The 15,097-nt window shown below is 37.9% G+C and carries 12 protein-coding genes; 3 read left to right on the top strand and 9 right to left on the bottom strand.

Annotation, left to right across the window (positions count from 1 at the left end; genetic code table 11):
* Positions 1 to 127 precede the first annotated feature (127 nt).
* The 5 genes from AWW68_RS07145 to AWW68_RS07165 are packed head-to-tail and all read right to left on the bottom strand — an operon-like array spanning position 128 to position 7,330.
* Positions 128 to 1,402 (bottom strand): M16 family metallopeptidase, encoded by a 1,275-nt coding sequence (locus AWW68_RS07145; protein ID WP_068218678.1) that lies wholly within the window; start codon positions 1,400 to 1,402, stop codon positions 128 to 130.
* A gap of 3 nt (positions 1,403 to 1,405) precedes the next feature.
* Complete coding sequence (porV, locus tag AWW68_RS07150; RefSeq protein WP_068218680.1) at positions 1,406 to 2,554, bottom strand: type IX secretion system outer membrane channel protein PorV; 1,149 nt, start codon at positions 2,552 to 2,554, stop codon at positions 1,406 to 1,408.
* Positions 2,555 to 2,585: 31 nt separating this feature from the next.
* A complete protein-coding gene (gene porU, locus AWW68_RS07155) occupies positions 2,586 to 5,981 on the bottom strand; it encodes a type IX secretion system sortase PorU (protein ID WP_317038750.1) in 3,396 nt (1,131 codons plus the stop codon).
* Between the two features lie 3 nt (positions 5,982 to 5,984).
* Positions 5,985 to 6,695, bottom strand: coding sequence for a CDP-alcohol phosphatidyltransferase family protein (locus tag AWW68_RS07160; RefSeq protein ID WP_068218687.1), 711 nt, complete (start codon positions 6,693 to 6,695; stop codon positions 5,985 to 5,987).
* Positions 6,692 to 7,330 (bottom strand): MBL fold metallo-hydrolase, encoded by a 639-nt coding sequence (locus AWW68_RS07165; RefSeq protein ID WP_068218691.1) that lies wholly within the window; start codon positions 7,328 to 7,330, stop codon positions 6,692 to 6,694. Before AWW68_RS07165 ends, AWW68_RS07160 begins: the two co-directional genes overlap by 4 nt.
* 75 nt (positions 7,331 to 7,405) lie before the next feature.
* Here AWW68_RS07165 and AWW68_RS07170 point away from each other — a divergent pair, with 75 nt between their 5' ends.
* From AWW68_RS07170 to AWW68_RS07180, 3 genes are read left to right on the top strand one after another with little or no spacing between them, the layout of a single operon-like run.
* Positions 7,406 to 8,458, top strand: coding sequence for an NAD(P)/FAD-dependent oxidoreductase (locus AWW68_RS07170; RefSeq protein ID WP_068218694.1), 1,053 nt, complete (start codon positions 7,406 to 7,408; stop codon positions 8,456 to 8,458).
* 21 nt (positions 8,459 to 8,479) lie between these two features.
* A complete protein-coding gene (locus tag AWW68_RS07175; protein WP_068218698.1) occupies positions 8,480 to 11,758 on the top strand; it encodes a hypothetical protein in 3,279 nt (1,092 codons plus the stop codon).
* Between the two features lie 48 nt (positions 11,759 to 11,806).
* Positions 11,807 to 12,685 carry a YicC/YloC family endoribonuclease gene (locus AWW68_RS07180; protein ID WP_068218701.1) on the top strand — a complete coding sequence of 293 codons (879 nt, stop codon included), beginning with the start codon at positions 11,807 to 11,809 and terminating at the stop codon, positions 12,683 to 12,685.
* Between the two features lie 130 nt (positions 12,686 to 12,815).
* Here AWW68_RS07180 and AWW68_RS07185 read toward each other — a convergent pair whose 3' ends face one another.
* The 4 genes from AWW68_RS07185 to gcvH form a co-directional block, all read right to left on the bottom strand.
* Positions 12,816 to 13,487: an energy transducer TonB gene (locus AWW68_RS07185; RefSeq protein WP_068218704.1), complete on the bottom strand. Its 672-nt coding sequence runs from the start codon at positions 13,485 to 13,487 to the stop codon at positions 12,816 to 12,818.
* Positions 13,488 to 13,566: 79 nt separating this feature from the next.
* The gene (locus AWW68_RS07190; protein ID WP_068218709.1) at positions 13,567 to 14,241 is read right to left on the bottom strand and encodes an energy transducer TonB; all 675 of its coding nucleotides are present in this window, start codon (positions 14,239 to 14,241) and stop codon (positions 13,567 to 13,569) included.
* A 26-nt stretch (positions 14,242 to 14,267) separates the two neighbouring features.
* On the bottom strand, positions 14,268 to 14,669 hold the full coding sequence (locus tag AWW68_RS07195; RefSeq protein ID WP_068218712.1) for a VanZ family protein: 402 nt from the start codon (positions 14,667 to 14,669) through the stop codon (positions 14,268 to 14,270).
* Between the two features lies 1 nt (position 14,670).
* Positions 14,671 to 15,051, bottom strand: a complete 381-nt coding sequence (gene gcvH / locus AWW68_RS07200) for a glycine cleavage system protein GcvH (protein WP_068218715.1) — start codon at positions 15,049 to 15,051, stop codon at positions 14,671 to 14,673.
* Between the last annotated feature and the right edge of the window lie 46 nt (positions 15,052 to 15,097).

Raw genomic sequence — 15,097 nt, forward strand, 5'->3', positions numbered from 1 at the left:
ACAACTATTATCTTCTTAAATTGAAGTGGAATGGATTGTTCTTCAGTACTTATAGGTTGATAAAGAATACCAGCTAGCTACCTCGACTGGTTTAACAACGTACTCCAGATGATGAATCTGTAAAAACTTATAGGCTAGGTTCTTTGAATGGTCCTGCTATGCTAGTTCTAAGAGAGGCAGGATCTAGATATTTACAAGCTAAGCCCAAAACATCTTGTGCAGTTGTGTTTAATACTTGGTCAATATATTGCTCATAGAAGCTAAATTCCACTTCTTGAGTATTCACCGTTTTGAATTTGGTGATTGCAGCGAATGGTGAACTAAAAGAGTTAATGAAAGAACCACACATATAGTTCTTTACCGTTTCCAATTCGGATTCTTGAATAAGTTGGTCTTGAAGAGTGTATATTTCTCTACTGATTTCTTCAAGGGTTTCTTTTTCGTTTTCTCCTTTGACATCTGTAGAAATAAGGAAGTAACCAGCGTGCTTAAGAGAGTATAGGGAAGAGTAGACTCCATATGTGTAACCTTTTTCTTCTCTTATATTTTTCATTAACCTTGAACCGAAGTACCCACCTAAAATTTCATTGCTAACCATAAATTTCAGATAGTCAGGGTGTGATCGGTTGAATAGCCTTTTTCCTTGTTTAATGGAGCTCTGAACAAACTTCTTGTCGCGGTGACAGATGCTTTCTCCAAAAGCTTGGAAGTGCTCTAAACCGGATCTTGTAGTGTACTGAATGTTTGTGCCGAATAAATGCTGAATAACCTGAACTGCGTCAATCGGAATATCTCCAGATAGATAGACATCAAATGATAAAACACTACTTTGATAGAGAGCTTTTATTTCATCAATTGAGACTGATTCTAAGTCTTCGATAGATAGGATATAACCATAAGGATGACCGTTGAAGAGTGTCTTTCTTAAATTTGTAGAAGAAAGGTAGGAGCCCTTTTCAAGGTTCATCTGTAATTTATTGATCTCTCTTTCTTTTAATAGTTTTAAAGACTTTTGATTGAACTCAGGAGTATAGAGCATTTCAGATAAGAGGCTTAGGTTCTCTTTAAAATGCTTTTTCAGTCCGTAGATGGCCACGGAAGAATGGTCAAAACTTGGGCTGATTTCTAAAAAGCTCCCAAGAGAATCTATTTGTTCAGATAGCTGATGACCAGTGCGTTTTTTGGTGCCTTCAGCTAGCATTTTAAGTGTTAATTGAACACTAGCTGCATTTTTAGCAGAAATGTTTCCTGCCTTCGTTAGTATTTCAACCTTAAACGCATTGGTGTTACTCTCTCTATGAAGATAGAGTTTTCCTCCTTGACCAAGGTCATAGTCCTCAATCTCGGGAAGAGTGATGTTACTTACCTGACGAATTGGGGGTGCCTGAGTTCTATCAAGCATATATTATTTGTCTTCTGATTTCGTAAAATTGAAAATAGCTCCAAATCTTAGAGTTTCGGCTAATGGATGCTCTTGCAATTGAGGTACTAGGTAGGAAAAGTTAAGCTCTAGCTTCTGCAACTTAAAGCCCACGCCAGCGGTGAAATATTTTCTATTTCCCTTGTTTACATGTTCGTAGAAATACCCAGCTCTTAAAGCGAAAGTTTCGCGATATTCATACTCAGCTCCCACTGAATACATTATTTCTTGAATTTCTTCTTTGAAGCCGCCTGGAGCGTCTCCGAATGATCCGAACATACCTGCTAGTAATCCTTTGTCGCGATGTGACCCATCAGCTTGCGGAGTTGGTACCATCAGTTTATTGAGGTCTAAGGCTAAAGTGATTTTGTTATAAGGATCTAAAAATGAAGAAAGTGAACTCCCTATCCTTAGGTTGGTAGGTATGAAGTCCTCTTCATCTGCACTATTGTAAGATATTTTGGAACCGATATTGGTAATAGAAGCTCCTAAAGCCAGTAATGACTGCTTATTGAAAACTGTAATTTGTTGGTTGTGGTAGATTCCAATGTCGGCAGCGATGCTTGTTCCTGGTTTTGGATCGGTTACAGGGCTTGTAGTAATGTTTCCAGACAGGTTAGAGAGAATGTACTTACCAGTAACCCCTATGCTTAAATTGTCGCTAAGTTTTCTAGAATATGAGGCAGATATAGCAAATTCTCTCGGAGTAAAGCTTCCTATTGGTTGCCCGTTTCCATTAGTGAGCTCAATATCACCAAGGTTGAAATAGGTTAGAGCAGCACCAAAGGCTTGTTCATCATCGAGTTTCTTATAGCCAGAAAGGTAAGACAAAGACATATCGTCTACGTACTTCTTTAGCCAAGGGGTAAAGGTTAAACCTAGTCCAGAGTTTTGGTTGATAAACGTAAGCTTAGCTGGGTTCCAGAAAGTGGAGTTTATGTCTGGTGTGGTTGCTACTCCTACATCGCCCATGGCGCCAGAAACAGGGTCTGGAGCGATTGTTAAAAACGGGACAGCTGTTGCTATTACATTGCGATCTGTATCTTGACCACTAATGGTTCCTGAGTTTTGAGCGTATACATTGACCGAAAAATAGGTAATAATTGTGGTGAGAATGATGAGCCTATTTCGCATGAAATTTTTGTTCAAAGATAGTACTATATAGTTAATTCGAAATTATCAGTTTTCCGCGTACAAAGTCGCTTTTTCCTGTAGTATTTGATGCCAACCTGAGTGTGTAAAAATATATTCCTGCTTCGAGACTTTGTTTATGGTGGTTTTTACCATCCCATTTAAGTTGTATTGTCTCTTCTGCACTCAATATTTCTGTCAGTAAATTATTGACAGGTTGACCTCTACTGTTTAGTATTTCAATCTCTAGATTTAGATTTTCTCCCAAAAGATTGTGCCCAACACTAAAGAAGGTTTCATCTATAAACGGGTTAGGATAGCTTTTTATTTCTGTAATAAATGAACTTTTGGTTCTAATCTCAAACTCTACTGTTTTGGATGATGAATTACCATGGACATCTCTAGCAGATACAGTGAGTGTGTATTTGCCTGTACTAAGATCTTCAAGATCCAATTCTGCAATACCTTTCTTGTAGTTGTCGAGTTGAGCGCTGTAGCGATCATTCAAGTTGAAAGTGAGACTGTCATTGAAGTTGAGAGTTAAACTCTGACCTAATACTGATTCCGAAATATTAATTCCACTTTCATCAGAGAGCTTAATTATGGTTTTTACGTTTTGATCATAGATTCCACTTACTGCCTTTAAGGTGTCGTTTAAGAAGATTCGTATTTCAGGCGGGGTATTGTCTACTAGGTGGTTTTCAAAGGTACCACCCAGTGTGAAGTTTAGATTGCTTCCCAAAGCATCAGAATTCTCATTGTTTTCAATTGCATATACTAGCATTTTACCTTCACCGAAAGCATAATTGATATTTTTAGGGACAATGAAATCAAGCTTGAACTTTCCGGAGGTTACCGAGGCCATTCCTTTAAATAGAACTATATCTCTTTCTTGGAACTGAAATGGAGGGTTTTCGGAGCCCCTTGTGGTCTTCTCTTGAGACTTATCAAACAAAGTAAAGCCAATGGTGCCTTGAAAGCTAGAATTCAATTGACCTCCTGCGGTAATTTGACCTTCTATAGTAACTGGTTGAAGTGCTTTGATTGTATCTTTTTTGGACGGAGTCTTACCATTAATAGCCGTAACACTTATTTCGTTTTTAGGATATGACAGTCTCATACTGGGGTCACCAAGTAGAATAAAATTACGATTGAGACTTCCTTCTAACGAGTTGTTTTTAGTGTATTTGATTACATCTCCGAGCCTTTGGTATTCATCCCCTTGCTTATTTAACATGGTTCCATAGAGTGCTTGGTTCAGCCTATAGTTCGTACTAGAAAACACGGGCCTTGTAGTGGTCAAGAGCCCTATTGTTCCACCTACATTTTTAAAGATCAGTCTTTCTGCGCCAGATTCAGTTAAGGGGTCGTCATTTCTTCCAAATTCGCAAGTAGCGGTTATAAGAAATGGAAGCTTGTAGGTGTTTCTCCATTCTTCCATTAGTTCGAAAGTGAGAATTCTCTCTTGCATCCAACCAAATTCTGCACCATGGCCAGTAAAATTGATGATTAATCGTCCTTCATTGACTGCCTCAATTAGTGCTTTTTCTGCATCTCTTGAGGTTTCACCAGAAGGTAAGCGTTCTTGTTTAAATGCATCTAAATAGAGCTTTCTGATTTGAAACTGTTGAAAAGAGGTGTCGACTAGCGTAGCTAACTGGTCAGCATCTCGTTGGTGAATGTTTCTATCACCATCGTCTGCAACAAAAAGTACTTTACTTCTCCAGTCGCCTAAGGTACTTGGGCTAGTTTGGTAAAGTATTATTTTATCTACGGCCTTTTTAGCTTGTGCTAAATCCTTGGCAGGTATACGTCCCACGCCAATGTCTAGAGAGTGGTCTCCTGCGGTAGATTCTTCCCATTCTCCTTCATGGTTTTCTAAGAAGCCATAAAAATCGTCTGAAGCAAAAGTGAGCAAGGGATGTATAGAGTTCCTTGATTCGTAAATGGGTACCAAATTGGTGTTTTCTTCTATTCGGTCTTTGTAATCGTAGGATCCTTTACCAAAGAAAAGTACATATTTTAAGGTGCCTTGATCGTACTTGTATTTGATGAAATTCCTTATTGCTGATACATCTTGTCGGCCAGCACTAAACTCATTGTAAATCTGATTTACAGTGGCTACTTGAACAGAAAGTTGATCGTGGGAATTTCGAAAATCAGCAAGTCTTTGAGCTTCCGAATGTAAACTCTCGTGAGTAATGATTAAAAAATCGACTGCAACTGATGATTTGAGGTCTTGATTCTGTAAGTCTTCGTATAAATCTGGCTCAGGTAGATTGTTCGAATTAAAGACCATAAATTCAGTGTATGTATTACTGAAAGTAGAAAAGGTAATCTTGTTATCGATGACTGAATGTTGCTGCTCTTTAATATTCGTAGGATCGGTGACATCCCATACTTGATGAGCACTTGCATTACTGTTAATGGAGAAAGTTGAAATGCCTGAGTTTTGCGCTGGGTATCTTAAAATTAATGGATTGTTTGTGAAAACTGGTTCAATCGGAAGGTCAACCCAGTACTTGTTCAAGTATGCTACAGAACTATTGGCTCCGTTTCTATTATAGGTGAATTGAACGTTTATTTGAGAGTCATCTATTTGAGTACTGCTAATGCTGAATGTATTATTCTGAAGGTTTCCTTTAACTGCATATTGTGAGTTTGGTATGGCTTCAAAATTAAGAGTGCCCAAAGCATTGTTATTAATTTGTATGTCTAAGCTAGTAGATACATAGGCTTGGCTTAAAAATTCTGCAAATACTTTGACGGTACTATTAGGTGACAGACTGGGTGTCTGATGTTGAAAGCTGATTGAGTTAATGGCATTCAGTTGTTCGCCAAACCATTCTCTTCCAGAGGAAAGAATGTTTGTCTCATCTGACTCGTGGTATACAAGCTGTCTAGCCGATTTCACTAAATTACCCGAGCTTCCTAAGTCTGGTTTTGCTTCTAACCTAAGTCCTGGCTCATTCTTAGTAGTTAGAAAATAGAAGATTTCATCTGTGTATAGGTTCTTGGTTATATTGAATTGGTCGGAATTTGCGTCATAATCTACTTGGTTAATCTCATCTACATAAAACAATATGTAGTCGTTTTCACCAAATACGCCATCGGACTCACCAACTACCGTGATAGGATTTTCTTGGAGGTCTATGTAGCGATTTTCGCTTAAGCTTTGCGGAAGCATACCTCCGGTCTGACCATAGATAGCTATGTTTTTGGGGTCTATATCTGATGGATCAAAACCAAATTCTCTGAGCTTATTCCATGTGATTTTGTATACTCCAGACTCCGAGAACGACATTTTCACCCATTTACCAGAGCCTAAAACACTGCTCTGGCACAAAAGGCATTGCGGAATTAGCAGTAAAGAAATAAGAAGTAGGTTTAAGCGCTTCAAAGTTTGAATATGACAATTGAATAACGACAAACCCTATTTGTTCGCATTTTCGGGTCTCTTAAAATTAGTGATTATAGAGAGCAATAGATAGATTATCATTATCCATGGAGCAGCCTGATACTGTAGAGTAATGGCTAGAACTAAACCTGACACAAGTAATATGTACTTTTCCCAATTAGAAGCGAAACCAAAGCCTTTGAATTTTAGAGATATCATTCTTAAAGGAGATACCATTAGATAAGAAAAGAATACGGCCATGATTACCCATGCTATAGGTGTTTCAGTTAAACTCTTGCCAAAGTAACTCTCTCCCTGCCATACTATTATGGGAAGCGTTGAGACGAATAATCCGTGTGCTGTTGTAGAAATACCTTTAAAGCTTGTTTGTTGATCTTCAGAGATATTGAATACTGCAAGTCTTATAGCGGAACAAGCTGGAACCAACAAAATTAGATATCCCCAGCCTTGAATTGGGTACATTGAGGCGTAGATGAAGGTTGGCAATACTCCAAATGTGATTAGGTCAGCAAGTGAATCTAGCTGTACACCTAACTTTGAAGATACTTTTAAGGCCCGCGCCACTGCTCCATCTAACAAGTCAAAAAAAGCAGCCAGGAATACGTATAGATGAACTACCGGCTCGCTGTTTTCAGGTTTCGTTAGAATTTGCTGAATAGCTAAGACTCCAAGGCAAAGATTACCTAAGGTGAATAGGTTTGGGATATTCTTTTTGATCCAACTCATACTAGCTTACAAAAAGGATTGTATAGTTTCTCGTGACCTATGGTTGTTTCTCCTCCATGACCAGAGTAAACAACTGTCTCATCAGGAAGAGTGAAGAACTGGGTTTTAATGCTTTCCATTAATGTATCAAAATCTCCTCCAGGAAGGTCCGTTCTTCCGATGCTTTCTTGAAAGAGAACATCTCCACCAATTATAAAACCATCTGCAGCACTATAGAAAGCTATATGTCCGGGAGCATGCCCAGGGGCGAAGAGTACCTTCAAAGTTCTATTTCCAATTTTAATTTCATCACCTTCTTTTAAGGACTGATCTGGTATAGATGGTGTATACTTTTGAAATCCATAGCTAGAAGCATAGGCTTCTACAGATTTTAAGGTTGTAGCATCGTGTTCTCCAATCCATAAAGGCACGTCAAATTGCCTTTTAGCAAAGGCGTTACCCAATACATGGTCTATATGACCATGGGTATTGAGTATTTTCTCAATCTGAATACTTTTATCTTCAATGCACTCAATCAGTGCTTGTTCTTCAGCTGGGTCATAACAGCCCGGATCTATGATTACTCCTTTGCCACTATCATGAAGAATGTATGTATTCTCCATAAAAGGGTTAAAAGTGAATTTAATTACCTCCATGTATTCAATTTTTAAAAGCTCTAAATTTCATTGATTATTCAAGAGTAATCAAAAATACTTCAATAATTTCACAGCATGCGGGTTGACTATCTGATTGTAGGGGCTGGAATTGCTGGGAGTGTGCTGGCTGACCATTTATTAAAAGCAGGAAAAGAGGTGATGGTTGTAGACGATGCCACCAAATCTAATTCTTCTAAGGTGGCCGGAGGTTTATACAACCCTATTACCGGAAGGCAAATGGTTAAAACTTGGAATTGCGACAGGCTTTTCGATTATCTCATACCTTATTATAAAGGACTAGAAACAGAGTTGAAGACCAATTTTTTGTTTGATACTCCGATTTATAGGCCGTTTTTTTCCATAGAAGAGCAGAATGAGTGGATGGCAAAAAGTGCCGAAAATCAATACTCGAGTTACATTAAAGAGATTAAATCCAAACCTGAATGGACTAATGAAGTGTCTAATCCTTATGGTGGTTTATTGCTAAGTAAATCAGGATACTTGGATACTTCAGTTTTTTTAGAGGCATTTAAAGACAAGCTGAGAAGAAGTAAGAAGCTAATTAAATCTGATTTTGATTTTCCTCAACTCAAGAAGTTGACAGAAGGCTATTCATTCGAGGGAGTGACGGCTAAAAGAATAATATTTTGTGACGGAAGATTCGGGGTCGATAACCCATACTTCTCATGGTTGCCATTTAGTTTGGTAAAAGGAGAGTTGCTTTTTATGAAATCTGACGTTTCTCCAAGGGTAATTTATAATAGAGGTGTATTTGTAATACCCCTCGGTAACGGTTTCATGAAATGTGGTTCTACTTATGAGCACAATGAACTCAATGAACTTCCAACCAAAAAGGCAAAAGACGAGTTAATACAAAGGGTTGAAAAGTTGATAAATTTCGACTTTGAGGTGATTGACCAAAAAGCAGGTGTACGACCAGCAACAAAAGACCGAAAACCTTTTATTGGAGAACATCCAGTAGAAAAAGGGATTTGGATTTTTAATGGTTTAGGTACAAAAGGAGTGTCTTTAGCTCCATTTTATGCCAAGCAATTGGTTGAGCATATGGAAGATGATCAACCTTTAGATGCCGAGGTCAATATTGAAAGGTTTTTTTCGTTATTTTAATTGTTTCTTCAGTAACCATATATGGTGAGAGATTATACTAGGCTACTTCAAGCATCTTTTTTTGCACTGATTTTATTCATTGCTACACCTCAGACACAGGCTCAAACCTATAAAGTAGAGTTTGGTAAGAACAGAATCCAATACAAGTATTTCGATTGGAACTACTATGCCTCTGAAAATTTTGAGGTTTACTTCTATAATGGAGGTAGAGATATTGCTTACAAGACAATAGAATACCTAGAAGAAGAGTTTAGCCGAATTACAGAAACCATCGGATACCCACCATTTGCGAAAATTCGAGTATTCCTCTATAACTCAGTTGTAGACAAACAGCAGAGTAACGTTGGGGTTAATGCTGGTGATTTTACTGTGGGTGGTCAAACCGATTTTGTTCAGTCGCAAGTTGAGTTGGCTTACTCTGGTGACTACACCTCATTTAAAGAAAAGGTTATTTACAGCATTACCGAAATGCTGATAGAGGAGATGCTTTACGGAGGAAACATAGCCGAAATGTTTCAGAGCTCCTTTACTAATCCTATTCCACTATGGTTTACAGGGGGTATTGCCAGATACGTGTCCGTTGGGTGGGATAGTAAATCTGACGATGCAGTAAGAGAATATGTTTCTACTACAACTGAGGATAGTTTTGTTAAGCTAACGCCAGAGATGAATATCCTCTTGGGCCAATCTATTTGGAATTTTATTGCTCAAAAATATGGGCAGAGAAGTATCTCTAATATTCTGAATTTAGCAAGGATAATACGTAATGAAGAGAATAGTATAGAGAGAACCTTAGGGGTGCCATTTGATCAGTTTATGAAAGAATGGAGGGTTTTTTATAGCAACACTAATGTTGAACTTAGAAAGTCCTATAAACTTCCAAATGAAGCTAATAGGGTTAGTGGGAAGAATAGAAATGGGATGAGCTTTACTGACGTAAAGTTCAGTCCTGACGGCAAGTTTTTAGCTTATTCTAGAATGTCTCAGGGTCAATTCAGTATTAAGGTGCTGAATATGGCAAATAATGATGAGAAGGAGATCTTTAATGGTGGACTAAAGCTTAATGACCAGGAGGTAGATATGGAATATCCATTATTAAGTTGGGCAGATAGTACAACATTAGGTATTGTTTATGCGGAAGATGGTCGCAATATAGTAGCTGTAAAAAGATTAGGTACTAAGGGAGAGCAGAAGATAGAAATCCCATTACTAAGTAAAATACAAAGTTTTGATTTTAAAGATGGTGGTAGGTTTGCCGTTATGACAGGAGCTATAAACGATGTTCCGAACGCATTTACCTATAATCTAGTTAGAGGGCAGGTCAGAAAAATAAGCGATGATTATTATGATGAAAGAGATATCACTTTTTACCCAGGCTCTAATCAGATTGTATTTATATCTAACAGGAAAACCGATAGTGTATTTGTAGATGGCCCACAAACTTTAAAAGAAGTTGAAGGAAATCAGTTTAATCTTTATGCATATGATATAGATTACCCAGACAGCTCATTTAAGAAGCTTACAAATGCCTTGGCTGTAGCGAAGCGCCCTAAGGTTGTAGATGGAAACTTCGTGCTTTACTTGTCAGATCAACAAGGAATAAATAACATCTATAAGTTTAATGGTTACGACTCTACTAGTGTCCAAATAACCGACTTTTTGTATGGTATAAAAGCATATGACTACCACCCTGAATCAAGAATGCTTGCGTTTGTCTCTAGTCAAAACGGAGAAGAGTCTGTCTTTTTGAAAACTATCGATATAGGCTCATCAATGTTTAGCCCTGTTACACCTAGGCGTGCTTTAGAAGTGGCTAGAATTTTAGCAGAAAGAAGAAGGAGTAGAATTGGCAAGCAATATAATCAGTTAGATTCGCTCAGTAACCCCGAAAAACTACCAACTTCTACACGATCTCCACTTCAAAAGTTAGACTCTCTTAAGGAAGGTGCTATCAATACGGAAGCGTATGAGTTTGAAGCTCAGACCAAAGTTGACACCAGGGATTATAGGTTCGAGAAGCCATCTGAAGATCCAAATGTTAGTGGGCGATCTTTTTTAAGTATTTACCAAAATGCTAATGCCGGCAATACTATACAAGGCCCTACTAATTACGAGAATAGGTTTCAGACTAATAATGTGGTTACCACTTTTGTAATAGACGAGTTGCGTTCATTTTCTCAATTATTAGAAATTGAAATGAATGACTATCTCCGGAACCATAGGTTTAAAGGAGGGGTGTTAATACCTCTTAGCTTTAGCTCTGGTTATGATGTTTATGGTGAGTATGAGTACCTGAAAAATAGAATTGACCTCAGTGCTGGCTACTATAGAAAGAGCATTGTGAGAATGAATGCATCGAATTTTTTAAATCAACGATTCAACAAGAGTACATTTAATCTAGGGTTGAGTTACCCCTTCACTCATAAGTTAAGACTGGAGTTTAATCCATTTTTCACTCAAACTAAGTATATAGATAGAGATATCAGATTGCTAATACCTAGTAATAATCCGGCACAATATGTTTCTGAAATTACCTCTGATTACTTAGGCTTTAATTCATCTTTAGTTTTTGACAATACCATTGTTACTGGAACCAACCTTCACCAAGGAACGAGGGCTAAAATTAGGTATGAAACTCATTTAAAAATGAATCAAAATGCCGTCAGCTTCAGTAACTTGGAAGTAGATGTCCGTCACTATTATAAATTAAACAGAGCTATCTACTTAGCAGGCAGGGCATATTTTGGGTCTTACTATGGAAATGCACCGAAAAAGTATCTTTTAGGAGGAGTTGATAACTGGGCTTTCAATACAATAGAGTCTAGTAATGCAGAGATTAATCCATTGGAGTTTCAAACACTTTTTGATAACAGCGATGTTTTATTTCATCAGTTTACTAACCTTCGAGGCTATAACTATAATACTTTCCAAGGTAGAAATGTAATGACATTCTCAGGTGAGCTGAGGTTTCCGATTAACCAATTAATGAGTAACAGCGATTTGAAATCTAACTTCTTGAGAAACCTGCAGTTTGTTGCGTTTTATGATATTGGTTCTGCTTGGGATGATCTATCACCGTTTAAAAAGAAGAATAACTTGAATATTGAGGAAATTAGGAATGACAATTCTCCATTTAGTGCCGTAATAAACAATTTCTCCAATCCATGGCTTCAAAGCACAGGAGTAGGAGTAAGAACTATGTTGTTCGGTTTCTTCTCAAGAATTGACTTCTCTTTCCCTATCCGCAACTTCGAAACCCTAGATCCAAAACTCCAACTTTCATTCGGATACGACTTCTAGTTTTTTTAGCATCTGAATTAGTCTATTTTTGATATTCAATTTTAGAGTATGTTGAAATCTATGACTGGCTACGGCCGAACAAAAGGCAAGATTAATGGCTTTCAAGCCGATGTGGAGATTAGAACATTAAATTCTAAGTTCTTAGATCTGCAACTCAAAGTACCACGAACTTTTCAGGGCAAAGAATTAGAAATAAGATCACTTATTTCCGATAGTTTGAAAAGGGGTAAGGTTTCGCTTAATGTTGAACTTACTCAAGATACTGACGTGGAAAGTGAGCAGGTGAATCATGAGTTGTTCAGAAGATACTACAAGGAGTATAATAAGCTGGCACAAGAGGTTGGCGCTTCTACTAATGATATTTTCAGGCTTGCCCTGCATAGTCCTGATGTTATGTCATCTTCTAATATTGATGAGAAAGTTTTAGAAGAGCAGTGGACTCAGTTGATGCCTTTGCTAAAACAAGCGATAGCACATTGCGATGACTTTCGTATTCAAGAAGGAGCCAACTTGGAAAAAGAGTTAGGGAGTTATATAGATGGTATAGCAGGTCAGCTTGAAGAAATAATAAGTCACGATCCTGATAGGGTAGAGGTTATAAAAGAAAGAATTAAGAAGCATCAGCAAGAGATTGAAGGCTCAGATGAGTTTGATAAGAATCGTTTTGAGCAGGAAATGATCTACTATATAGAGAAACTAGACATTTCTGAAGAGATAGTGAGGTTGAAGAATCACTTAAGCTATTTCAGAGAGGTAATGGCCGAAGATGATTCCCAAGGAAAGAAGCTTGGGTTTATCAGTCAAGAAATTGGTAGAGAGATTAACACTATTGGCTCAAAGGCTAATTATGCTCCAGTCCAAAAGCTGGTTGTAGGCATGAAAGACGAACTCGAAAAGATTAAGGAGCAGTTACTAAATATTATATAGTCTTATCTGGCTCCAAGGTCTTAACTATAGCTCAACGTCAAGATTGGTTCACTGCCTGTAAGCCCTGACCTTCCCAGAAATGCTGGGAAGATCTGACTGTAAGTTCATAGGGAATTTTCCCCCTGAATATCTACCTTAAGTCAAAGTGTATAAATAGAGACATTCTTGACTTTACTGGATTGCCTCTTTGTAGACCGGGATTCCATTTAGGAGCCATTTTTAGTACCCTTATGGCTTCGTCATCACAACCAGCACCAATTCCTCTTACAACCTCTATATCGGATATGTTTCCTTCCTTATCCACGACAAAGTTTAGAAATACTTTCCCCTCAATTCCAGCCCTTTTGGCCATTTTTGGGTACTTAAGATTGTCATGTAGAAACTGACCCCAAGCCTGCATACCACCAGGAAAGCTAGCTTGAGTTTCAGCTATAACAATGGTGTTGTCATTGACTATTTCATCTGGGATATCGTACGATTCGTAATCTTCAATGACATCTGTTGCTTCAAAATCAAAGTCTGGAATATCTATCTCTGGTGTTTCAATTTCATCATCAACAATGTCAATCAGTACAGGTTGTGGTTTAGGCTTTGGGGGCTGTGGTTCTTTGTGTTTGGTTATTGGCGTTTCGTCAAATATTTCAGCGTCCAGGGAATAATGGCCAATTATTTTATCGGGTTGAATTTCTGTCTTAATCTGAAATGCTGAGAACACTAGGAGTGAGCTGATGCATAGACCAATACTCATAAAGAGGTTTCTTTTAAGAGTATAATTTACTGAGTTGTTCTTCTTAATTTCCATGACTATTTATTTAGTGTTGAAACTAATTATTTAGTTATTGTGTTTAAAATAAAACCCACTTCTCAGTGGGCTTCATTATTTATTTCAGCTTGAAAACTATCCTAAATTGCATTCTGGACTTCACAGCTCTACCTCGCTGCTTTCCAGGATTCCACTTTGGAGACTCTTTAAGTACTCTTACGGCTTCTTCATCACATCCACCTCCGATTCCACGAATAACTTGGATATCAGAAATGTTACCTTCTTTGTCTACGATGAAAGATAAGAATACAGCTCCATCAATACCCATTCTTTTAGCTTGTCTTGGGTATTCAAGGTTTTTACTTAAGTATTTCATCCAAGCAGCGTTTCCACCAGGGAAAGAAGCTTGCTCTTCTACGATCATGAATACTTCATCTGCCACTTCTTCTTCTGGCTCCTCCTCGAAGATGATCTCTTCAACCTCAGTTTCTTCTGTGATTTCTACATCAAGGTCAATTTCAATTTCTTCTTCAATCTCTTCCTCATCTGGAATTTCGATAATTTGAGGCTGCTTAATTGGTGGCGGTGGTGGCGGTGGTTGCTCGGTTGGAGGTATTTCGGTTAATTCTTCAAAATCATCCGGAGCCATACCTAGATCCATCAACTCGCCTTCTTCATACTGCTTTGCTTCGAAAGCATATAAAGTTAGGGACAAGCTAATGATCAGGCCAAGAGCCATATACATGGTTCTTTTTTTGCCGACATCCGCTTTAGGGGTTTTCTTTAATTCCATAACTTTTCTTCAGTTAGATTCTAAAACTATAATATTAGTTTAGGAATCGCAAGTTTATTTTTGATAAAAATCATAAAAACAATTACACCAAACAAGGCTCCTGTAAAATTTGCAAGTAAATCATAAATATCTGCCATACGACCAGGTACATATTGTTGCAAACCTTCTAGGATAATCCCGTAAACTAAGCATATAGTTAACGTGAGATTCCTTTGTTTTGTTCCTTTACCTTTCAGTTTTCCTTTAAGAGAGTACCCAATAAGTACCAGTAGACTAAATATTAGAAAAACAGCTAGGTGGGCTAATTTGTCGTAAGAAAGAAGCTTTGACTGCGGAAAAGTGTCTTGTGGCAGTAGCATTAAGAAGGCCAAGGTTATGGCCCAGATTATTGCTGGCCAATAAGCATACGGCCTCAGCTTCTCAAACATCTTAACCTGCTATAAGCGACTTGTAGTCTTCTGCAGAAAGAAGGTCATCTAATTGAGATGAATCAGATAATTTAATTTTGATCATCCAACCTTCTTCATAAGCGTTGTCGTTTACTTTTTCTGGTGAGTCTTCGAGGTCTTCATTTACCTCCACAATCTCTCCACTCAGTGGCATAAACAAGTCTGAAACTGTTTTTACTGCTTCAACAGTACCAAATACTTCATTAGCATTTAGAGTGTCTCCCTCAGTTTCAATTTCAACATAAACAATATCACCTAGTTCGCCTTGAGCAAAGTCTGTGATGCCTACTGTGGCTACATCGCCATCTACCTTCACCCACTCGTGGTCTTTCGTGTACTTTAAGTCTGCAGGTACGTTCATAGTGTCATTTCAATTTGCACCAAAATTACATGCTTTAATGAGAATT

The organism is Roseivirga spongicola (assembly GCF_001592965.1).
Taxonomy (GTDB): Bacteria; Bacteroidota; Bacteroidia; order Cytophagales; family Cyclobacteriaceae; genus Roseivirga; species Roseivirga spongicola.

Excerpts from the sequence above, each read along its gene's own strand:
- AWW68_RS07165 (WP_068218691.1), bottom strand. The coding sequence starts at position 7,330 with ATGGAGGTAATTAAATTCACTTTTAACCCTTTTATGGAGAATACATAC.
- AWW68_RS07145 (WP_068218678.1), bottom strand. The coding sequence starts at position 1,402 with ATGCTTGATAGAACTCAGGCACCCCCAATTCGTCAGGTAAGTAACATC.
- porV (WP_068218680.1), bottom strand. The coding sequence starts at position 2,554 with ATGCGAAATAGGCTCATCATTCTCACCACAATTATTACCTATTTTTCG.
- AWW68_RS07195 (WP_068218712.1), bottom strand. The coding sequence starts at position 14,669 with ATGTTTGAGAAGCTGAGGCCGTATGCTTATTGGCCAGCAATAATCTGG.
- AWW68_RS07170 (WP_068218694.1), top strand. The coding sequence starts at position 7,406 with ATGCGGGTTGACTATCTGATTGTAGGGGCTGGAATTGCTGGGAGTGTG.
- AWW68_RS07175 (WP_068218698.1), top strand. The coding sequence starts at position 8,480 with ATGGTGAGAGATTATACTAGGCTACTTCAAGCATCTTTTTTTGCACTG.
- AWW68_RS07185 (WP_068218704.1), bottom strand. The coding sequence starts at position 13,487 with ATGGAAATTAAGAAGAACAACTCAGTAAATTATACTCTTAAAAGAAAC.
- AWW68_RS07160 (WP_068218687.1), bottom strand. The coding sequence starts at position 6,695 with ATGAGTTGGATCAAAAAGAATATCCCAAACCTATTCACCTTAGGTAAT.
- gcvH (WP_068218715.1), bottom strand. The coding sequence starts at position 15,051 with ATGAACGTACCTGCAGACTTAAAGTACACGAAAGACCACGAGTGGGTG.
- AWW68_RS07190 (WP_068218709.1), bottom strand. The coding sequence starts at position 14,241 with ATGGAATTAAAGAAAACCCCTAAAGCGGATGTCGGCAAAAAAAGAACC.
- AWW68_RS07180 (WP_068218701.1), top strand. The coding sequence starts at position 11,807 with ATGTTGAAATCTATGACTGGCTACGGCCGAACAAAAGGCAAGATTAAT.